The 20827-nt window shown below is 68.4% G+C and carries 20 protein-coding genes; 7 read left to right on the top strand and 13 right to left on the bottom strand.

Annotated features, from left to right (window positions below; genetic code table 11):
• Positions 1-79 precede the first annotated feature (79 nt).
• On the top strand, positions 80-1558 hold the full coding sequence (gene yczR / locus ACWEPG_RS24015; protein WP_450114677.1) for a MocR-like transcription factor YczR: 1479 nt from the start codon (positions 80-82) through the stop codon (positions 1556-1558).
• 70 nt (positions 1559-1628) lie between these two features.
• Here the strand turns inward: yczR and ACWEPG_RS24010 are convergent, their stop codons facing one another.
• From ACWEPG_RS24010 to ACWEPG_RS23990, 5 genes are all read right to left on the bottom strand, one after another.
• Entirely contained in the window at positions 1629-2348 is a 720-nt protein-coding gene (locus tag ACWEPG_RS24010) for an ABC transporter ATP-binding protein (RefSeq protein ID WP_450114678.1), read from the bottom strand.
• Positions 2348-4171 carry a branched-chain amino acid ABC transporter ATP-binding protein/permease gene (locus ACWEPG_RS24005; RefSeq protein ID WP_452595508.1) on the bottom strand — a complete coding sequence of 608 codons (1824 nt, stop codon included), beginning with the start codon at positions 4169-4171 and terminating at the stop codon, positions 2348-2350. Before ACWEPG_RS24005 ends, ACWEPG_RS24010 begins: the two co-directional genes overlap by 1 nt.
• Positions 4172-4173: 2 nt before the next feature.
• The gene (locus tag ACWEPG_RS24000; RefSeq protein ID WP_450114680.1) at positions 4174-5031 is read right to left on the bottom strand and encodes a branched-chain amino acid ABC transporter permease; all 858 of its coding nucleotides are present in this window, start codon (positions 5029-5031) and stop codon (positions 4174-4176) included.
• Between the two features lie 46 nt (positions 5032-5077).
• Entirely contained in the window at positions 5078-6295 is a 1218-nt protein-coding gene (locus tag ACWEPG_RS23995) for an ABC transporter substrate-binding protein (RefSeq protein ID WP_452595507.1), read from the bottom strand.
• 195 nt (positions 6296-6490) lie between these two features.
• Positions 6491-6742, bottom strand: coding sequence for a hypothetical protein (locus ACWEPG_RS23990; RefSeq protein WP_452595506.1), 252 nt, complete (start codon positions 6740-6742; stop codon positions 6491-6493).
• Positions 6743-6893: 151 nt separating this feature from the next.
• Between ACWEPG_RS23990 and ACWEPG_RS23985 the strand changes: the two genes are divergently transcribed.
• Positions 6894-7598 (top strand): PadR family transcriptional regulator, encoded by a 705-nt coding sequence (locus ACWEPG_RS23985; protein ID WP_450114683.1) that lies wholly within the window; start codon positions 6894-6896, stop codon positions 7596-7598.
• Positions 7599-7625: 27 nt separating this feature from the next.
• Here ACWEPG_RS23985 and ACWEPG_RS23980 read toward each other — a convergent pair whose 3' ends face one another.
• From ACWEPG_RS23980 to ACWEPG_RS23960, 5 genes are all read right to left on the bottom strand, one after another.
• Positions 7626-8561, bottom strand: coding sequence for an alpha/beta hydrolase (locus tag ACWEPG_RS23980; RefSeq protein WP_452595505.1), 936 nt, complete (start codon positions 8559-8561; stop codon positions 7626-7628).
• Positions 8562-8586: 25 nt separating this feature from the next.
• Positions 8587-9378 carry an IclR family transcriptional regulator gene (locus ACWEPG_RS23975; protein WP_450114685.1) on the bottom strand — a complete coding sequence of 264 codons (792 nt, stop codon included), beginning with the start codon at positions 9376-9378 and terminating at the stop codon, positions 8587-8589.
• Positions 9379-9579: 201 nt separating this feature from the next.
• Positions 9580-10512: a biphenyl-2,3-diol 1,2-dioxygenase gene (gene bphC, locus ACWEPG_RS23970; protein WP_450114686.1), complete on the bottom strand. Its 933-nt coding sequence runs from the start codon at positions 10510-10512 to the stop codon at positions 9580-9582.
• A 44-nt stretch (positions 10513-10556) separates the two neighbouring features.
• Complete coding sequence (locus ACWEPG_RS23965) at positions 10557-11738, bottom strand: acyl-CoA dehydrogenase family protein (protein ID WP_450114687.1); 1182 nt, start codon at positions 11736-11738, stop codon at positions 10557-10559.
• Positions 11739-11775: 37 nt separating this feature from the next.
• On the bottom strand, positions 11776-12951 hold the full coding sequence (locus ACWEPG_RS23960) for a Rieske 2Fe-2S domain-containing protein (RefSeq protein ID WP_452595504.1): 1176 nt from the start codon (positions 12949-12951) through the stop codon (positions 11776-11778).
• A 253-nt stretch (positions 12952-13204) separates the two neighbouring features.
• Here ACWEPG_RS23960 and ACWEPG_RS23955 point away from each other — a divergent pair, with 253 nt between their 5' ends.
• The 3 genes from ACWEPG_RS23955 to ACWEPG_RS23945 are packed head-to-tail and all read left to right on the top strand — an operon-like array spanning position 13205 to position 15682.
• Positions 13205-14014: a mycofactocin-coupled SDR family oxidoreductase gene (locus ACWEPG_RS23955; protein WP_452595503.1), complete on the top strand. Its 810-nt coding sequence runs from the start codon at positions 13205-13207 to the stop codon at positions 14012-14014.
• Positions 14014-14847, top strand: coding sequence for a mycofactocin-coupled SDR family oxidoreductase (locus ACWEPG_RS23950; protein WP_450114690.1), 834 nt, complete (start codon positions 14014-14016; stop codon positions 14845-14847). The genes ACWEPG_RS23955 and ACWEPG_RS23950 overlap by 1 nt, the downstream gene beginning before the upstream one ends.
• Positions 14848-14857: 10 nt before the next feature.
• Entirely contained in the window at positions 14858-15682 is an 825-nt protein-coding gene (locus ACWEPG_RS23945) for an SDR family NAD(P)-dependent oxidoreductase (RefSeq protein ID WP_452595502.1), read from the top strand.
• 306 nt (positions 15683-15988) lie between these two features.
• Here the strand turns inward: ACWEPG_RS23945 and ACWEPG_RS23940 are convergent, their stop codons facing one another.
• Together ACWEPG_RS23940 and ACWEPG_RS23935 are read right to left on the bottom strand one after the other, a co-directional pair.
• A complete protein-coding gene (locus ACWEPG_RS23940; protein WP_452595501.1) occupies positions 15989-17611 on the bottom strand; it encodes a flavin-containing monooxygenase in 1623 nt (540 codons plus the stop codon).
• A 421-nt stretch (positions 17612-18032) separates the two neighbouring features.
• A complete protein-coding gene (locus ACWEPG_RS23935) occupies positions 18033-19136 on the bottom strand; it encodes a CaiB/BaiF CoA transferase family protein (protein ID WP_452595500.1) in 1104 nt (367 codons plus the stop codon).
• 136 nt (positions 19137-19272) lie between these two features.
• Here ACWEPG_RS23935 and ACWEPG_RS23930 point away from each other — a divergent pair, with 136 nt between their 5' ends.
• Complete coding sequence (locus ACWEPG_RS23930) at positions 19273-19650, top strand: VOC family protein (protein WP_450114694.1); 378 nt, start codon at positions 19273-19275, stop codon at positions 19648-19650.
• A gap of 51 nt (positions 19651-19701) precedes the next feature.
• Here ACWEPG_RS23930 and ACWEPG_RS23925 read toward each other — a convergent pair whose 3' ends face one another.
• Positions 19702-20124: a hypothetical protein gene (locus ACWEPG_RS23925; RefSeq protein WP_452595499.1), complete on the bottom strand. Its 423-nt coding sequence runs from the start codon at positions 20122-20124 to the stop codon at positions 19702-19704.
• Between the two features lie 73 nt (positions 20125-20197).
• Here ACWEPG_RS23925 and ACWEPG_RS23920 point away from each other — a divergent pair, with 73 nt between their 5' ends.
• The gene (locus ACWEPG_RS23920) at positions 20198-20680 is read left to right on the top strand and encodes a DUF456 domain-containing protein (RefSeq protein ID WP_452595498.1); all 483 of its coding nucleotides are present in this window, start codon (positions 20198-20200) and stop codon (positions 20678-20680) included.
• Positions 20681-20827: the final 147 nt, after the last annotated feature.

Genomic DNA, 20827 nt, shown 5'->3' with positions numbered 1-20827 from the left:
ACTCTGCGCCGCAACTGGTCTTGAAAGACAGGTCCAGTTTGCGAATACTGGCTCTCATGACGCGACACGGAGGTTTCCCATGCGGGTGATCGGCGCGAGCTCCCTGGCCCGCGACCTCGGCCGGTGGCAGTCCGACGAGACGGTGGGCCGGACCGGGCGCCGCCCCGCCTACCGCGCCCTCGCCGACGCGATCCGGCTGCTGGTCGCCGATGGCCGGATCCCGCTGGGGGTCGCGCTGCCCAGCGAGCGGGACCTGTCCGCCGCCCTCGCCCTCAGCCGCACCACGATCACCTCCGCATACGCGGTGCTGCGCGAGGACGGCTACCTGGCGAGCAGGCAGGGCTCGCGCAGCACCGTTGCGATGCCGGACGGCGCGGCCTCGCCGCGCACCGGCCGGGTCGCACCGCCGCGGGGCGGCCCGGCGCCGGGCCGGGTCCTCGACCTGACCTGCGCCGCGATGTCCGCGCCCGCAGACGCGATCCGCGACGCCTACGCCGCGGCCCTCGACCGGCTCCCCGGACAGCTCGGCACCCACGGCCTCGAACCACACGGGCTGCCCTCGTTGCGGGAGGCGGTCGCGCAGCGCTACCGGGACCGCGGCGTCCCCACCGATCCCGAGCAGATCATGATCACCACGGGTGCCCAGCAGGCGTTGGTGCTGCTCCTGGGGCTGCTCACCGGGCCGGGGGAGCGGGTACTGATCGACCATCCGACCTACACCAACGCCATCGAAGCGATCGTCCGGCGCGGGGCGCGACCGGTTCCGGTGCCTCTGCTGCTCGAGGCTCGGGGCTGGGACCTCGACGGTCTGCGCACCGCGGCCCGTCAGACCGCGGCGAAACTCGCGTATCTCGTCCCGGACTTCCACAATCCCACCGGGTTCTGCCTGGACGACGCGGGCCGCGCCGAGCTGGTGCGGATCGCGGGTGACACCCGGATGACGCTCGTGATCGACGAGACGATGACCGATCTCGGCCTGGACGCCCCGACGCCGACGCCGGTGGCGCGGTTCGCGATCGGGGCTCGCGCCGACGTCGTCACCATCGGATCGATGTCCAAGGCGTTCTGGCCCGGGCTGCGGATCGGCTGGATCCGGGCGGACGCGTCGACGATCAACGGGCTGCTCGCCGTCCGTGCCGCCCTCGACCTGGGGACCGCGGTGCTCGAGCAGCTCGCCGCCGCGGAACTGCTCTCCGAGCCGGACCGGGTGCTGCCGGCGCGACGACACCGGCTGTACGGGCAGCGGGCGGCGCTGCTCGACGCGCTGGCCGCCGAGCTGCCCGACTGGCGCTGCGATCCCGGCCCGGGCGGGATGGCGCTGTGGGTGCAGATGCCGCAACCGCTGTCCACGGCGGTCGCCGCGACCGCGCCCGCGCACGGCGTGCAGCTGGCCGCGGGGCCGCGGTTCGGTGTGGAGGGCGCCTTCGAGCGGTACCTCCGGTTGCCGTACGCCCTGGACGAAGGCGAACTGCGGGTCGCGGTTCGAGGTGTCGCCGCGGCCTACCACGCGCTCAGCGGCGGGGCCCGAGTCGCCGCCGCGGTCCCCGTCGTCGTGTGACGGGGCGCGCGGGCTCACGGGTCGCCATCGAATGCGTGACGACCCGTGAGCTCCCCGCCGGTGTTGTCGGTCAGACGCGACCGAAGTACGCGTCCTTGAGGACCGCGATGTCGTCGATGTCCGATGCCGGTGCGTCCATGACGACCTTGCCGATGTCGAGGACGGTGACGTGATCGGCGACGCTCATCGCCGCCTCGACCGCCTGCTCGACGAGGAGGACGGCCAGGCCGGTCTCCTTGAGCAGCTGGACGCGTTCCATGACCTCGTTGACGATGACCGGGGCCAGACCTCCGGACGGTTCGTCGAGAAGCAGCAGCGTCGGGTTGGCCATCAGGGCCGCGCCGATCGCCAGCATCTGCTGCTGGCCGCCGGACATGGAGCCCGCCAACAGGTTCCGCTTCTCTCCGAGGATCGGGAACATCTCGTAGATACGGTCCACGTCGGCCCGGAGGGCGCTGCGACGCTTCTTGCGGGTGTAGCCGCCGAGCAGCAGGTTCTGCTCGATGGTCTGCTTGTGGAAGACCCGCTTGCCCTCCTGCACGTAGGCCATGCCGCGACGCACCCGCTGGTGGGCGGACACTCCGGAGATGTCCTGGCCGTCCATCTCGATGCTGCCGGAGTGGATCTTGTTCAGGCCGGAGATGGCGCGCAGGGTGCTCGTCTTGCCTGCACCGTTGCGTCCGAGCAGTGCGGTGACCTGGCCCGGGAAGACGTCGAACGAGACGTCCCACACCACCCGCAGGTCCCCGTAGCCGGACTGCAGATTCCGTACGCTCAGAACCGGTTCCATCACTTCACCTTCTCCAGCTCCACCGCGGCTCCGCCGTCGGGGTCGATGCCGAGGTACTCGCTGAGCACTCGCGGGTGATGCTCGATCTCCTCGGGCGGACCGGACGCGATGACCTGACCCTGCGCCAGCACGACGATGGTGTCGGCGAGCGAGAGCACCAGGCGGAAGTTGTGTTCCACCAACAGGACGGTGGCGCCGGCGTCGCGCAGCGCCCGGATGAGGACAGCGAGCCGGACGAGCTCGTCCTCGTCCATGCCGGAGGCGATCTCGTCGAGCAGCAGCACCCGGGGCTCCGCGATCACGGCACGCGCGACCTCGAGCATGCGCCGCATACCGAGGGGCAGTGAAGTCGCGACCTCGCCCTTCAGGTGCGACATCCCGACGAGTTCGAGGACCCGCTCGGCCTCGTCGACGTCCGCCTTCGAAACCTTCCGGAAGCTCGGCAGTCTCAGCACGGCCGAGAGCATCGAGGCGCGGTCGGTCATGTACCGGCCCGACGCGACCGCCTCGAGGACAGTGACGTTCTCGGGGATGTTCGGGGTCTGGAACGTGCGCGCCACGCCCTCACGGGCGACCTTGTGCGGAGCGAACGTCTGGACCTCGGTGTTTCCGATGACGATGCGACCCGCGTCCGCGGTGTAGAAGCCGCAGATCATGTTCAGCATCGTCGTCTTGCCGGAACCGTTGGGGCCGATCAGCGCGGTGACCTGGCCTGCTTCGGCGCGAAGCGTCGCCGACTCGAGGGCCTGGTTGCCGCCGAACGCCTTCGAGATGCCGTCGACCTCGAGCGTGGATCCGGCGATCGGCGCCACGACGGGCACCTCGTTCGGATCCCGCGGTGCCCCCCGCTCCGCCACCCCGATGCCGGCCTTGCGGTCGAGCCTGGCCGCCAGATTCCGGAACACCTTGGTGAGGCCGCCCGAGAGCAGCACGCCACCGAGGATGAGGAAGCCGCCGTAGAAGATCAGCGAGTATTCCTGGAACGCGGTCGACTGGTTGGGGCCGAACTGCATGACGGCCGCGCCGATCACCGCGCCGTAGACACTCGCCGACCCACCGAGGATCGACGCCGCCAGCACCGCGGTCGCGAACGTGAACCCGAACGCCTCGGGGGAGATGAACAGGTCGGTGTTCGCGAACAACGCACCCGCGAGTCCGGCGGGCAGGGCGCCGATCGCATATCCGAGCAGCTTCATCCGGTACACCGACACGCCCTGCGACTGGGCGAGGACCGGCGACTGCTTGAGCGTGCGGAACGCGATGCCGTGGCGGGAGACCACGAGATTCCGCATCACCACGAACCACAGGATCGTGACCGCGACGACGACGTAGTAGAAGTCCTTGTCGACGTCCTGCCCGAACAGCGTCGGAGGCTCCATGCCGGACAGGCCGTTACGGCCGCCGGTCTTGCCGCCGAAGATCGCGAGGATGTCGGGCACCAGCAGGATCAGGAAGAACGACGTCATCGCGAGCGACCAACTGCCCAGTCGCAGACCGGGAACGCCGGTCACGATGCCCACCACCAGTGCAACCGCACCCGCGGCCACCAGTTGCAGCAGGATCTCGGTGTGCCCGGCCTGCGACATCAGACCGGCCGTGTACGCACCGGCCGCGTACATCGCGGCCTGACCGAGCGCGAGTTCACCCGCGTACCCGAGGCTCAGGTTGAGGCCACTGACCACCAGGGCCAGGATGCACGCGAGCTGGAGCTGACGCGTGTTGGTCGCGTCCAAACCGAGGATCGGCGCGAGGAACACCACGGCGCCGAAGACGAGCGCGAAGATCCAACTGGGGATTGCGCGGAGAGTCCGCCAGATCTGCATGGCTACACCACCCGTTCTTTCACCGTGCCGAACAAGCCGGCCGGTTTCACCATCAGGATGACGATCAGCACCAGGAACACCGCGATGTTGCTGTACTGGCTACCCGCCCACAGCGCCGTGAACGACTCGACCAGGCCCACGGTCAGGCCGCCGATCAGCGCACCCGGCAGTGACCCGAACCCGCCGATCGCGAGTGCCACGAACCCCTTCAGCGCCAGCGCGGCACCCAGCGTCGCAACCGCAAAGGTCTTGGGGCCCACGAACAGTCCCAGCACACCGGCGAGCGCGCCGGAGAAAGCGAACGCGCCCATCGCGATGCGGCGCACGTTCACACCGCGAAGCATCGCGGCCTCGCGGTCCTCCGAGACGCCCATCAGAGCCAGTCCCGTCATGGTCCGCTTGCTCAGCTGACCCAGCACGATCACCAGCACGATCGACAGCACCAGCAGGGCGATCTCGACCGGGTAGGTGCGCCCACCGAGGAGAGTGATGGGGTCGTTGGAGCCGAAGAACGGAACCGTCAACGGTTCACTGCCCCAGATCAACTGCGTCGCACCGTTGAGCAGCGTCGCCACACCCAGTGTCGTGACGAGTTGGTTCTGATGGTCCGCGACCGGTCTGATCGCCACCACTTCCTCGATCGCCGCGAGGATCATGACGGTCACGGTGGCCATGACGGCGACCACCAGGACGGGCAGTTTCAGCGTCACCAGACCCGTGTATGCGACGAACGTGCCGACCATCATCAACTGCGCCTGAGCGAAGTTGAACGTGTTCGACGAGACGAACACGATGTTGTACCCGATCGCGACGAGCACGTAGACAGCGCCGAGGGCGAGCCCCGACCACAGAATCGTCACCGCGAGTACCTCTTCCGCGTCGAACGGGGAACGACGATCCTCGAACTCATGCCTGCGGGTTTCCGAACTGACCGTTGACCACCTTGGTGGGCGCGATGAACTTCATCTCGTCCTGCGCCGGGTTCGGGCCGTGGTTGTCGGCGGTGAAGTTGTAGCGCGACAGGAAGGCGGTCTTGGCGCTCTCCTGGACCTCTTCGGTCTCGAGTGCCTCGGCGAGCTTCTCGGCGTCGGTCGTGGTGCCCGCCTTCTCGGCTGCGGCGGCGACGAGCGGGAACGCGTCGTAGTTGTCGGCGATGATCAGGGTCGACGAGATCGTGCCGAGCGAGGCCATCGTGTCGACCATCTGGTTCACGGCCGCGTTGTCCGGGTCGTAGACGGTGCTCGTGAAGACCTGCGAGACAAGGTTCTTCACCTCCGGCGTGCCGAGGACGCCGTTGGGCGGCTCGTTGGCGACGAGGCTGGTGCTTGAGACCGAGGTGTTGCCGATCAGCGGGACGTCCCAGCCCAGTCGCTGCATGCTCTGCAGGACGTAGCCCAGCGGTGCGCCGTACGCGTCGAGCGCGATGGCCTTGGCGCCGGCGTTCTTGAGCGACTGCAGCTGCGCGGTCATGTCCAGCGCGGTGGCTTCGTACTCCTCGTTACCGGCCTGCTTCAGGCCCGCCTTCTCCAGCGCCGAAGTCATCTCCTCGCCGAACAGCTCGCCGTACGCGGTGCTGCCGTGGATGACGCCGATGTTGTCGTAGCCCTTCTCCTTCGCGTGGCCAACGATGCCGCGAGCGTTGTCGGTGGCACCGGGAGCGAGGTCGAAGTTGAGCGGGAACTTCGACGGGTCCGTCGAATCCGGCGTGGGTGCGACGTTGAACGAGAGGATGTCGTTCTGCTTGAGGATCGGCAGCACGGCGGCGCCCACGGAGGACGGACCGGAGTTGAGGACCAGGTCGGGCTTCTGCTTGTTGATGGCCTCGCGCACCTTGGTGACCGCGATGGTGGCGTCACCGGCATCGTCGACGACGGTCAGCTCGATCTGGCGACCGCCGATGCCGCCGACCTGGTTCTGCACCTCGACACCGGCCTTGGTCGCCAGGATCGACGTCTGCGCGTTGGCCGCGAGCACGCCCTGCGCGCTGATGCCGCCGGTGACGAGGACGCGGTACGGCTGATCGGCACCGCCGGACTCGGCGGAGTCGGCACTGCCGCACCCCGCGAGAGTCAGAACGGACGCTGCAGCAACCGCTGCGACGACAACTGGACGCCGATTTCCCATGACTGCCCTCCTAGGACACCCGAAAAACGCCGAACCAAGCATTTGCTTGGTTCGGTTGGATATGTTGTGGCCAGGACGGAAGCGATCCTCTGACCGGTTCCGCCTCCCGGCTGTGAAACAAGCTGATTTATCGAACGCTCGCTCAGGCGGCAGCGTATTTGCGAGACGCGAGGGGCGTCAACAGGACTCGCCGGTTCACTCGAGGCGACCGGGGACCGGGTAGCTGCGCAGGGACATGCCGATCTGCCCGGACAGGATCAGTTCGTCGATCGTCTCCTGCAGCCTGCGGCACGTGGGGACACAGGCGCGCCCGTTCGTGGTTCGTGACTCGGCGAATTCGGGACACGCGCTGTCAGCGTCCTCGAGCCACTGGATGCTGGTGTGTGCCTCGCTGTACTTCTCGACGAGGACGCGGTTGCTGCAGCTGTTGCAGCGGACGCTTTCCATGATCGGACCTCCCTGGTTCGATTCGTGACGGTAGTCACAGTTCGGCGATTCGCGCGCCTTCGATTCCGTGGAGTGGGACAAGTTCTCCCGGTGAGCGGGTCGAAGTCGCCGAGCCGCCGGCGGCACCGACCTGGGCTGTTAGTCTTCGGTCATGTCCGAGACCGATTCCGCCGCACCGGCTGCCGACGACGGCTACCCGTCGCTGCCCGCCACCAGTTGGGCGGTTCTCGGCATGCTGACGTACGGCGAGGGGCTCACCGGATACGACCTCAAGAAGTGGGCGGACTGGAGCATCGGCTACTTCTACTGGAGTCCGTCGATCAGTCAGATCTACGCCGAGCTGAAGAAGCTCGAGAAGCTCGGTCTGGTCGAGTCGGAGATGGTCTCGGAGCCGGGCGAGCGCGGCCGGCGGATCTACCGCATCACGGCACGGGGGACGCGTGCGGTGCGGAACTGGTCACGCGATTCGCCGGTGGAGCAGCCCGTGCTCAAACACGGTCTGATGCTGCGGTTGTGGATGGGGCACCTGAACGAGCCCGAGCAGCTCAAGGCTCTGGTCCGGTCGCACATCGAGAACATGGAGTCGATGCGCGAGCAGGCGAAACTGCACGGCGACCACGCGACGCGTGAACCGTCCTGGGCGTTCTCGAAGATGAGCCTGATCTGGGCGGAGCGCTACTTCCAGGCGGAGATGGACCTGGCCCGGCAGATCCTCGACGACATCGACGATGCCGCCGAGACGTACTCCCGGGTGCGGGAGCGTGACGAACTGGGCAACCCGATCCCGGAGGTGGCCGGGTCCTGGCGTGATGTCGAGGATTTCGTCCAGGGCCTCGAGCGGCGCGAGCGGAACTGACCGCCCAGCACCACTCGAGGCGGGCAATCACCGACCGTCGGCGCCCAGCACGTCGGTCAGGTCCTCCCACAACTGTTTTCGCGCCACCTGCGTGACCGACAGTGCTGCGACCGTCATGAACCCGTGGAACAGGTCGTCGTACCGACGATGGGTGGTGGGTACACCCTCTGACGTGAGCCGCGCGGCGTAGGCGTCGCCCTCCGAGCAGAGCGGATCGCGACCGGCGGTGACGATGACGGCGGGGGGCAGTCCGGCGAGGGTCTCGGCGCGGGCGGGGGAGACCAGCGGGCTGTCGGCGCCGCCCGGCGCGTACTGCTTCCAGTACCACTGCATCGCCGCGCGGGTGTTGAAGTGGCCCTCCGCATAGGTGCGGTACGAGTCGGTGTCGAAATCGTCGTCGATGACCGGGTACAGCAGGGCCTGCGCGGCGAGCGCCGGACCGCCACGATCACGCGCGGCCAGCGCGACGGTGGCGGCGAGGTTGCCGCCGGCGCTGTCGCCCGCGACGACCAGCCGGGACGGATCCCCGTCCAGTGCCGCACAGTTCGCCTTCGTCCACATCAGTGCGGCATATACGTCCTCGAGTGCCGCCGGCGCCGGGTGCTCCGGTGCGAGGCGATAGTCGACGGACACCACGACGGCGCCCACGCCGTTCGACAGGGCGCGACACAGGCCGTCGTGGGTGTCCAAGTCGCAGAAGACGAATCCGCCGCCGTGTGCGAACACGACCACCGGACGCGGTTCGGTGGCTTCGGCTTCGGGCTGGTAGACACGGGCCGGGATCGGCCCAGCGGGTCCGTCGATGTCGATGTTCCGGACCGATGCCACCGGTTCGGGGTTCGGGACCGGCTGGAGACGGGCCCGGATCGCGGCCCGCGCCTGGGAGCCGGTCATCTGCTCGACGCGCGGGAATCCGGTGTCGAGGATCTCGAGCATCGACTGGACCTCGGGGTCGATCGGCATGGTGTTCCTCGATCGGTTGGGGTGGTCAGGCGGACCGCACGCGCTGGCGGAGCGCGGCGGTGGGCAGGCTCTGGAGCCGGTTACGGTGCGTGATCGGTGCCGCGCCGCTGCTGTGCCCGTTGAGTGTCTGCAGGATCGCGTTGGCGGCCATCCGAACCGGGGCGGTGTGACGGTGATCGAACTTGAGGTGGCTGGAGGGGCCGCAGATCGACAGGGCCGCGACCACATCCCCCGCCAGGCCGATGGGGACGGCGATGACGCTGATGCCGCCGGCGATCTGGCTGACCTCGTACGCGACACCGACCTCCCGAACCTTGCGGAGTTCGGGGGTGAACCCGGCGAGGTCGTCGGTGCGGCTCGGGGTGAAGGCGAGCAGGGCCTTGCCGATCGCGGAGCTGCGCGCCGGGTAGCGGCTGCCGACCCGGGTCGGCAACTCGGTCGCGAGTCGGCCGCCGATCTTGTCGAGGTAGAGCACGTCGTTGCCGGCCAGGACGCCGAGATGTACGACGTACCCGGTGACGCGGTGGAGTTCCTGCACGATGGGTCTGGCCGCGGCATGCAGGCGGTTCTGGTGCACCGCGAGCGAGCCGAGCTCCATCAGTCGGGTGCCGAGCTCGTAGTCGCTGCCCTCGCGGCGTAGCCACCGCATCTCGACGAAGCGTTCGAGCATTCGATGCGCCGACGACCGCGGCAGGCCGGTCCTCTCGACGACTTGGGCAAGGGTGAGCCGGCCGGGGCCGTCGAAGGTGTCCAGGACGAGTGAAACCCGTTCGAGGATCGAGGTCGGGGTGGCGTCCGCGGTGGTTGCTGCGGTCATCGATGTCTCCCTCACTTCTGTCGAACATCGCTGCTATACCCACCTGACATGGGTATTTCGATTAGAAATAATGACACAGGTTCGACGATTTGTGAAGTGGATCACCTGCGCTCGGGAAATGCCGAAAGGGGGAACCCTCCGTCCGCGGCAGGACGGGGGGTTCCCCCTGGTGGGAGAGAGTGCGGTTGTGGATGCGGTTCGCTACATCGCGGCGAGCGGTTCGCTGCCGGACCAGTCGTGGCCCCAGTAGCTGTCGGCGGTGATCTCCTCGGCCGTGTAGAAGGTCTCGTCGACCAGCTTGCCGTCGGTGCCGAACTCGATGTCCCAGCCGCCGGGTGCGCGGACGTAGAAGGACACCATCTTGTCGTTCGTGTGGCGGCCCAGCGTCGACGACACCGAGAAGCCGTCCTTCACGACACGATCGAGTGCCTGGCCGACGGCGTCGAGCGTGTCGACCTCCACCATGAGGTGGATCAGGCCGGGGGCGCCACCGTGCGGTGCCGGGATCAGCGCGAGGCTGTGATGACGCTGGTTCACGCCGAGGAAGCGCAGGCGCACCGGGCCGAACTCCGGGGGAGCCGGCAGACGGAACGCGCCGCGCGGCAGGAAGCCCAGGACCTCGGTGTAGAACTCGAACGTGCCGTTCACATCGGTCACCGGCAGCACGACGTGGCCGAGACCCTGCGCCCCCGTCACGAACTTCGCGCCGAACGGGGTGACGACCGGACTGTGATCGAGGACGGGGCCGTGGAAGACCTCGAGCGTTGCGCCACTGGGGTCTTCGAAGGTCACGACCTCCTCGACGCGGCGGGCGTCCGCCTCCTCGACCGAGAGCGGCTTGACCGCAACGCCGGCGGCCTCGACGGCAGCCTGGACGCGGACCAGTGCGGCGTGGTCACGAACCTCCCAGCCGACGGTGACGACGCGGTCGTCGTCCCCCGGCACGACCACGATGCGTGCGCTGCGCTCGTCCAGGCGCAGGTACAGGGCGTTCTCGTCCGGTCCGGTGCCCTCGGCGAAGCCGAGGACGTCGAATGCGAACGTGCGCCAGCGCTCGATGTCGTTGGTCTGGATCTTCACGTAGCCCAGGCCGCGGACGTCTGTTCCGAAGCCGCCGACATTGGGGTTGGTCATCCGTTGTCTCCGTACTTGATTCGAGTTGTGTTGGATCCGGCGGATCAGATCATCGCCCGGAGCGGACCCTGCGGGTCCACGCCCAGGCCGCTCAGGGTCGCGGCGTGGTAGACGGTGCCCGGGACGTGGATCGCGTGGTGCAGACCGGCGTGTGCGTCACGCCAGAAGCGCTGCATCGGCTTGTCCATACGCAGTGCGTTGCCACCGCAGCGCGCGTAGACCTGGTCCATCGCGGTGACGGCCTGCCAGGCCGCGTTGACCTGGGTCTCGCGACCGGCCGCGCGCTGCTCGAAGGTCGGGGTCTTCCCTGCGTCGACGAGGTCCCACATGCGATCGACGTTGGCCAGCAGTGAATCCCGGGCCGACCGCAGCTTCGCGGCGGCCTCGCCGATCGCGAACATCGTGTACGGGTCGTCCTTGACGGCGGTGCCCTGCGGGTTGATCCGCTCACGCTGGTACTCGTTGGCGTGATGCAGCAGACCCTCACAGATGCCGATCGTGGCCGAGGTGATGCCGAGCGGGAACATGGTGGACCACGGCATCAGGTACACGGTCTCGGTGCGGCCGTACTTGCGGACGGCGGTGCCGTCGATGACCTCGTCACAGTCCATGACCCGGTAATCGGGCACGAACGCGTCCTTGACGACGACGTCCTTCGAGCCGGTGCCACGCAGGCCCATCACGTCCCACGAGTCCTCGATGATCTCGTAGTCGGTGCGGGGAATGATCACGTGCAGCATGCGGGGCGGCATCTCCATGCTGCCGTCTGGGTTGCACGCCATCGCGCCGAGGAACGCCCAGTCGCAGTGATCGGTACCGGAGGAGAACGACCACTTGCCGGAGAACTTGTAGCCGCCGTCGACGGGAACACACATGCCGCCGGGCATGTACGGGGAGGCGAGCCACGTGTCCTGGTCCTCGCCCCAGACCTCCTGCTGCACCTTGGGATCGGCGAACGCGAGCTGCCACGGGTGCACACCGACGATGCCGTGCACCCAGCCGGCCGACGGGTTCAGCGACGCCATCCGCATGACGGTTTCCGCGAACTCTCGCGGATGGACCTCGAGACCGCCGTGCTCCTTGGGCTGGAGCATCCGGATCGAGCCCGCCTCCTTCATGCGCTTGGCGGTCGCGTCGGCGACCTTGCCGATGCGCTCGGCCTCGACGCCCTCGACGAAGATGTCGTCGGCGGCGGCCTCGATGCGGGCCAGAACTTCGTAGCTCATGTTGTGTTTCCTTCTGGTGGTGGGGTTCTACGGCCGACTACGAGGTCGCCGCGGAACCTTCGGACTGCTTCGCGAGGTTCTCCGTGACTTCCTTCTGCCAACTCGCGATCGCCCGGGTGGTGTCGATTTCGAACTCGAAACGCTTGGTCATGTCCTCGGTGACGTTCTCGACGTCCGTGTAGAACTGCTGGTACCAGCGGCGCAGCTGGTACACCGGGCCGTCCTCCTCGGACAGCAGCGGGTTGTCGATGGGGGCCTTGTTCTTCCAGATCTCGACATCCTGCTCGAAGCCCATCTCCACGCCCTCGGCGAACTGCGCGGCCATACCGGCCGCCTCCTCGTCCGACAGGCCCGGCAGCTTCTTGACGATCGCGCCGTACTGCAGCACGAACTCGTTGTTCGACACCGGGTAGTGGCAGTTGATGAGGACCGTCTCGATGGTCACGCCGTTCGCGTCCGATTCGAGCCAGTCGATCATGTACGAGGGGCCGAAGTACGTTGCCTCCGAGCGCAGCTCGGCGTTCGGGTCGTCGTAGTTGGTGCCGGAGATGACGTCCTCGCGACCGGTCGAGTGCATGTACTGGGTCGCGGTGTGGCCCTCGAAGACGTTCTTGAAGTAGCGCGGGAACGAGTAGTGGATGTAGAAGAAGTGCGCCATGTCCACGACGTTGTCCACGATCTCGCGGCAGTGCGAACCCTTGATGCGCAGGGTCTTCCAGCTCCAGTCCGTCCACTCGTCGCTTCCGTAGCCTGCGATCTCGGGAATCGTCACGTCGGCAGGCGGGGGGTTGCCCTGCGGGTCGTTCCACACGTACAGCTGGCCGTTGCGCTCCAGCGTCGTCCACGCACGGGTCCTCGCCAGCGGGGGCACGCGGCGGGCATACGGGATGTCCGTGCACTTGCCGTTACCGCCCCAGCGCCAGTCGTGGAACGGGCACGCGATCGAGTCGCCCTTGACCTCGCCCCGGCTCAGATCGCCACCCATGTGCCGGCAGTACGCGTCCAGGACGTTGAGCTTGCCGTTGCTGTCGGCGAACACGACGAGCTTGGTGCCGAACGCCTCGATCGGATGAGGCTTCCCGTCCTGGAAGTCCCGGAGGAGTCCGATGCAGTGCCAACCGCGGGCGAACCGCGTGGGGGCGGCCGCGGCCTCGATCTCGCGGATCTCGTTCTGGTCGGCCGAGCCGTTCGTGGAAGTGGTGTCGAGTGACATGGGGGTCCTCCGTGCCATCAGGGGGCTGTCCTGTGATCCGCCTCATAGAACTCGGCGGCGGTGTCCGGCGGAAGGGGGTTCTCCCGCTGGATGGAACCGCCCGGGCATCGTCGGCGAAGGGCAGGTCCGTGTGGCGAGCACGCCCTCGCGGGCCGGTCCGCGGCACCGGGGTCGGGCCTCCCATCACGCGGGAGGACCTCTGCCGCCGCTCCCGATGCGGTGGCAGCGTCGCGACTCGGCGAAGGGAGTGACCATGACACGAATGTCCGGCAAGGTTGTGCTCGTCACGGGCGCGGGGAAGGGGATGGGCCGCACACACTCGGTCCGTCTCGCTGAGGAAGGCGCGGACATTCTCGCGTTGGACCTGCCCGGGCGGCAGTCCGAGGCCGATCTGGCCGAGACGGCCCGCCTGGTGGAGGAACTGGGGCGGCGCGCGGTCGTCGGCACCGCCGACATCCGTGAATTCGACGCCGTCACCTCGGCGGTGCAGGCGGGGGTGCGTGAACTCGGTCCGCTCGACGTCGTCGTCGCCAACGCCGGCATCTGCGACAACCCCGGGCCCTCATGGACGATCGATGACGCGGTCTGGAACCGGTCGATCGACGTGAACGTCACCGGAACGTGGCACACCGTCAAGGCGGGTGTCGCGGAACTGAATCCGGCGGGAGGATCGGTGGTCATCGTCAGTTCCACGGCCGCGATCAAGGCGGTTCCCGGCGCGTCGCACTACTCCGCGGCCAAGCATGCGATCACCGGACTGGCGAAGACGCTCGCGAACGAGTTGGGCAAGCGGTCGATCCGCGTCAACACGATCCATCCCGGTGCCGTCGCGACGCCGATGACGATCAACCCGACGACGTTCGCCCGTCTGCGGCCGGACCTCGAGAACCCCACCGAGGCCGACGTCGCCGAGGTGCTCTCGCAGCGGATGCTGCTGCCCGTGCCGTGGGTGGAGTCGATCGACGTGAGCAATGCAGTGCTGTTCCTGGCATCGGACGAATCCCGGTACGTCACAGGCCTGCAGATGGTCATCGACGCCGGTCAGACCCAGAAGGTGGCGTGATGAGCGGACGTCTCGAAGGCAAGGTCGCGCTGATCACCGGTGCGGCAAGGGGGATGGGCCGCGCACAGGCGGTGCGGTTCGCCCAGGAGGGCGCCGACGTCATCGCCGTCGACGTGTGCGCGCCCGTCGAACACTCGACGACCCCGGGTGCGTCGCCGGAGGACCTCGCGGAGACGGTGCGTCAGGTCGAGGCGCTCGGCCGCAAGATCTGCGCGTTCGAGGCCGACGTCCGGGACCAGCAGGCGCTCGACGCCGCGGTGTCGGAGGGCGTCGAGGCGCTCGGGCGTCTGGACGTCATCTGCGCGACCGCAGGCATCAGCTCGTCGGGGCCCGCCGTGGAGATGGGGTCCGAGCGCTGGCAGACCATGCTCGACGTCAACCTCACCGGCGTGTGGCGCACCTGCAAGGCCGGCATTCCGCACATCGTCGACGGCGGCCGCGGCGGCTCGATCGTGCTGATCAGTTCCATCGCGGGTCTGCGCGGGCTGGTCAGCGTCGGGCACTACACCGCCGCCAAGCACGGTGTGGTCGGGTTGATGAAGTCGCTCGCGAACGAGCTCGCGCCGCACAGCGTGAGGGTCAACACGATCCACCCGGCGAACACGCGGACCCCGATGATCCAGAACCCGTCCACGATGCGGACTTTCTGCCCGGGCGTCGAGGAACCGACGCAGGAACAGTTCGAGGCGGGAACGCAGTCGATGCACCTGCTGCCGGTCGCAATGATCGAACCCGAGGACATCGCCAACGCGAGCCTGTTCCTCGCATCCGACGAGTCCCGCTACATCACCGGCGTCACGCTGCCGGTCGATGCCGGCCACTGCGTGAAGTAGGAGGAGCCCTGTGAGGCTCGAGGATCTGCGGGGCCGTACGGCGGTCGTGACCGGCGCAGGCAGCGGGATCGGGGAGAGCGCCGCGCGGCATGCGGCCTCGCTCGGAATGAACGTGGTGCTCGCCGACGTCGCGGCCGAACGGTTGGACGCGGTCGCCGCGGATCTGCGGGCCGGTGGCGCCGCCGTGCTCGCGGTACCGACCGACGTGCGCGACGCGGCCGCCGTCGATGCGCTCGCCGATTCCGCCTATGCCGAATTCGGCGAGGTGACGGTGCTGCTCAACAACGCGGGTCTCGAATCGCTCGGTTTCACGTGGGAGGTGCCCGCCGACGAGTGGCGCCGGGTGATCGACGTGAACCTGCTCGGTGTCTTCCACGGCATCCGGTCGTTCGTGCCGCGGATGGGTGCCGACCCGCGCCCGTCGCACATCGTCAACACGTGCTCGGTCGGCGGCATCGCGATCACTCCGCGGATGACGGCGTACGCGGCGTCGAAGCACGGCGTGCAGGCGCTCACCGAAAGCGTGTATCTCGAGTGCGCCGAGGCGTTCCCGCAGATCGCGGTGTCGGTGTTCAGCCCCGGACAGGTGGCGACCCGGATCTTCGAGGACGCGCCGGTGCACGAGCAGACCGCCGCCGACGCCGGATTCTGGCGCGACCAGATCCGGGAGGGCATGGGTCCGGACGAGGCCGCGAAACTGCTGTTCGACGGCATCGCCCGCGACGACTTCTGGATCCTGACGCACCCCGAGGCGTTCGAGCGTCTCGCGTCCAAACGCGCCCGGGTGCTGAGCGAGAAGCTGCGCCCGGATGCGCTGTTCGACGGGCGGAACTGACCACCTGGCCCCGGGAAACAGCGAAGGCCGTGTTCGGGTGAAGTGCCCGAACACGGCCTCGATCTGCGTCAGTACCAGTGGAACCAGCTGCGGTCGCGTCGAACCGCCGCCTCCGGCCGGTGCACGTTCCGCCATCCGGGCGGTGTGCGTCGATACCGCACCGTGTAGTGGCCCGCCACGTGTGCGCGCCGCGTCTCGGTGTCGGTGGAGGACGGCGAGGGTGCCAGCGGGAGGACGGCGACGGTGTCAGCGCCCCCGTCGGCGTTCGACGACGGGGGCGCTGACACTTTTGCCGGCCGAGCGCCATCACTCGTGGATCACGAAGCCCTTGTATCCGGATTCGGCGACTTCACCGATGATCTCGCGGTAGGCGGAGAAGCCTCCGAGGAACGGCATGAAAACCCTTGGGCGTCCGGGGATGTTGGCGCCGAGGTACCAGGAGTTGGCGGTGTTCAGCAGGGATGCCTCGGCGCGGGTGCGGCATTCCTCGACCCAGCCGCTGACCGCTTCGGGGGTGCCCTCGATGGCGGTGGCCCCGCGGTCGTCGAGGTGGGCGATCGCGTCGGCGACCCAGTCCACGTGGAGTTCGGAGTGCAGGACCATGTTTGCCAGCACCGACGGGCTGCCGGGTCCGGTGAGGTTGAAGAAGTTGGGGAAGCCGTCGATGCCGAGGCCGAGGTAGGTCTCGGGGCCGGCGGCCCACTTCTCCTTGAGGCTCTGTCCGCCGCGGCCGACGATGTCGAGCTTCTCGAGCGAGCCGGTCATGGCGTCGAATCCGGTGGCGAGGACGATCGCGTCGAGGTCGTAGTGGCCGGCGGTGGTGTTGATGCCGGTCTCGTCCATGCCGACGATCGGCGCGGCCTTGAGGTTGACCAGTTCGACGTTGTCGCGGTTGTAGGTCTCGTAGTAGCCGCTGTCGGTGACGATGCGCTTGGCGCCGATCGCGTGATCGTTCGGGATGAGCAGTTCGGCGATCGCGGGGTCGTCGATGACGGTGCGGACCTTCTCCTCCCAGAACTCGCGGGCGGTGTCGTTCGCTGCCCGGTCGGTGAGCTGGTCGGCGAAGGTCTTCGAGTAGAGGACGCCGCCGAGCTTCCAGCGCTCCTCGTAGGCGGCGCGGCGCTCTTCCTCGGATGCCTCGAGTGTCAGTTTGGGGTGCGCGCGGTGCGGGGAGCCGCCACCGGATTCCCAGGACAGACGGCGGCGCTCGGCGTAGGTGGCCTTCTGCTCGGCGCGGGTGGCGTCGTCGAGGGCGGCGTTGCCGGCGGGGACGCTGTAGTTCGCGGACCGCTGGAAGACGAACAGCTTCTCGGCCTGTTCGGCGATGTGGGGGATCGACTGGATGCCGGACGAGCCGGTGCCGATCACACCGACGCGCTTACCGGTGAAGTCGACGCCCTCGTGCGGCCACTGCGCGGTGTGGAAGACGTCGCCGGCGAAGGTGTCGAGGCCGGCGAAGTCGGGGGTGTTGGCGTTCGACAGCGGTCCGGCGGCGACGACGAAAAAGCGCGCGGAGACGACGTCGCCGCGGTCGGTGCGCACGGTCCAGCGCAGGGTGTCCTCGTCGAGGGTGGCGGAGGTGACGCGGGTGTCGAACTGGATGTCGCGGCGCAGGTCGAAGCGGTCGGCGACGTGGTTGATGTAGGCGAGGATCTCGGGCTGGGTGGCGTACTTCTCGCTCCAGTCCCACTCCTGCTCGAGTTCGGGGGAGAACGAGTACGAGTAGTCGACGGACTCGACGTCGCAGCGCGCGCCGGGGTAGCGGTTCCAATACCAGACGCCGCCCACGCCGGAGGCGGCCTCGAACGCGCGGACCGTCAGGCCCTGCCGACGGAACCGGTGCACGGCATACACGCCGGCGATGCCTGCGCCGACCACGACGACGTCGAACCGGGCGGTGACGTCGCGTTCCGAATCCTGTCCGTTCACTTCAATGTCCTTCCACGAGCGTGAATCGTCCGGGCCCGGAATCGGACCGGATGTCACGGTTCTCGTGACGAATTCACGCTATGGCGGGGTGAACTGCCAGGTCACCGGGCCATCCCACCCAGCGGGTCGCCACCTGGGGCGGGAACCGCCGCTGTGTGGCGAAATCGGCGTCTTGCTGGGGAGATGCGTCAGAGGCGCCGAAGGGCGGGCTCCCACCACGGGGGACTACGCCGCGGCGTGGGCGTCGGTGCGGGTCGAACCCGGAGACGGGTCCGCGGCGGTGTCACTGCGGAGGACGCCCGAGAAGTGTCCGGTGCGCCGAAGGGTGCTGAGACCACAATTCGCGCAACAGGATTGGCCGAGATCGGTTGGAAATCCGTGGTGCACTCACGGACGCCCGGGCATCCGTGAGTGCACCATGTCAACGCCAGAGGGTGTCGACGTCGGTGGCCTCGCCGGCCGGCGGGGTCGGCAGACCCGGCTGGGTGCGGGAGAACCGCGGCGCCGGGCGGTGCTGGACCACGTTGTCGAGTTCGACGAGGGAGCCGCGCGCGGCGATGTGCGCGTTGTCGGGGGCCTCGGCGAAGGTGAGCACCGGGGACGTGCAGGCGTCGGTGCCGTCGAAGATCGCCGCCCACTCGTCGCGGGTCTTCGACAGGAACGTCTCGGTGAGGACCTTCCGCAGTTCCGGCCACCCGTCCCGGTCGTTCTGGCCGGGCAACGACGCGGGATCCAGTTCGAGCAGCCGCACCAGTTCCGCGTAGAACTGCGGCTCGATCGCGCCGACCGCCATGTACTTGCCGTCGGCGGTCTCGTAGGTGTCGTAGTAGGGGGCGCCGGTGTCGAGCATGTTCACGCCGCGCTCGTCCGACCACAGTCCGGTGCCCCGGAAGCTCCAGATCATGTGCGAGAGGGCGAGGGTGCCGTCGACCATCGCGGCGTCGATGACCTGGCCCTGGCCGGAGGTCTGGCGCTCGACGAGGGCGGCGAGGATGCCGAACACCAGGAACATCGAGCCGCCACCGAAGTCGCCGACCATGTTCAGCGGCGGCACCGGGCGCTCCCCGTTGCGGCCGATCGCGTGCAGCACCCCGGTCAACGAGATGTAGTTAATGTCGTGGCCGGCGGCCTGCGACAGCGGGCCCTCCTGGCCCCAGCCGGTCATCCGGCCGTAGACCAGCCGCGGGTTGCGCTCGAGGACGACGTCCGGGCCCAGGCCCATCCGCTCGGTCACACCGGGACGGAAGCCCTCGATCAGCACGTCGGCCCGCTCGAGCAGCCCGAGGACCTTCTCGATGTCGGCGGGGTCCTTGAGGTTCGCCTCGACGACCCGGCGACCACGCTGGATCTGGCTGCGGCGGCCGCCCGCGGGCGGAATCTGTCCCGGTCGCTGGACGCACACGACGTCGGCGCCGAGGTCGGCGAGCAGGGTCGCCGCGTGCGGTCCCGGCCCGAGGCCCGCGAACTCGACGACCCGGATTCCGGCGAGCGGGCCGCTCTTGCTGGTGTGGTTCTCTGCGGTCACGATTCTCCTAGATTCGTCGGGGCGTCCTACCGTGCTTAACTCCCGCTAAGTTAACGCGTGGCGGGCGCGAGGTGTGCCCGGGGTCACCCCTGATGCGATGCTTGCTCTCACCGGGCGGGGGGCGCACAGTGAATCCATGACGTTTCCCGGTTCCCTCGTGGCCTTCGTGCCCAGCACCGACCTCGACGTCTCGGCGATGTTCTACGTCGAAACCCTGGGCCTGACCCTGCGGGAGCGGACACCGTTCGCGCTCGTCCTCGACGGTGGGGGTGGTGTGCCGCTGCGCGTGACGCTGGTGCAGTCGACGCCCGACATCGGGTACACGGTGCTCGGCTGGCAGTGCGAGGACCTCGACGCCACCGTCGACGACCTGCGCAGTCGGGGCATCGAGTTCGTCGACTACCTGGGCATGGACCAGGACGCGCACGCCGCGTGGCGGGCCCCCGACGGCACCCGCATCGCCTGGTTCCGCGACCCGCACGGCAACGTGCTGTCGCTGCACCAGGAGTCCTGACGGGCCGTGCACCGTTCCGGTGGCCCCGGCCACCGACAAGGCGGCAGTCGCCTACACCTGCCCGGCGACGAAACCCGCAAGCAGGACGGCGAATCCGCCGACCTCGCCGACGATCAGCGCCCCCATCGCCAGGTGTAGTGGTGCGCCGGCGTGCGCGAACTGGTTGTCGGTGTCGCGCCGGACGCCGTGCAGGACGTAGCTGCCGATCGCGGTCACGAAGAAGAAGACCACCACTGCGGCGGCCGTCAGGTTCACCCACGTCGCCCACGCGCTGAGTTCGACGAACACCGCGATCAGCAGGGTCGCGAACGAGTACAGCAGCGCCGCCCGGTGCGCGATGTCGACGTACGGGTGCGCGAGATGCGATGGCGACGTCGCCATCTGCCTGTACTTCCACACCCCGAGCCCGAGTGCCCACAGGAAGATCAGCCCGGCGGCCAGCAGCGTCAGGGTGGTGTCGATCCCGATTTCCATGGGCGCCATTGTGGCGTGGCCCCACCGGCCGTCGTCCGATGCGGCCGGATCGCGGTGTGGCACAGTGACGCCCGTGAGCATGGGCGGAGAGATCCTGGTCGGACTGGCGATCGTGGTCGGGCTGGTGGGCATCGTGCTGCCGATCCTTCCCGGGGCGCTGCTGGTGCTCGGCGCGATCGCGGTGTGGGCGATCGCCGTTGGCACCGCCACCGGGTGGATCGTGTTCGGTGTCGCCGCGCTGCTTCTCGTTGTCTCCGGCGTGGTCAAGTACACGTGGCCCGGGCGCCGGATGCGCGACGCCGGGGTGCCGAACCGGTCGCTGGTGATCGGTGCGCTCGTCGGCATCGTCGGGTTCTTCGTCGTCCCGGTGATCGGTCTGCTGCTCGGGTTCCTGCTCGGCACCTACCTGTCCGAGGCGCAGCGGCACCGCACGCACGCCGACGCCTGGCGTTCGACCGTGCACGCGACCAAGGCCGTGGGACTGTCGATCCTCGTCGAACTGCTTGGCGCGCTGCTGGCGGCCGGGGTGTGGCTCGGCGCGGTGATCCTGGTGTGAGATGTCGCCGAATGCGGTGGGATGCATCGGCGTTCCGAAGTTCGGCCATCGTGGGCGGGGCGATGTGTCGCCGACATCCGTCGGCACGAGACCGCGGCGTCCGCGATACTGGTACCGCAGGTGCCAACCGTCAACCGAGCCCTCAGG

The sequence above is a fragment of the Rhodococcus sp. NPDC004095 genome (assembly GCF_053604015.1).
This window is presented reverse-complemented; position numbering and strand designations above follow the sequence as displayed.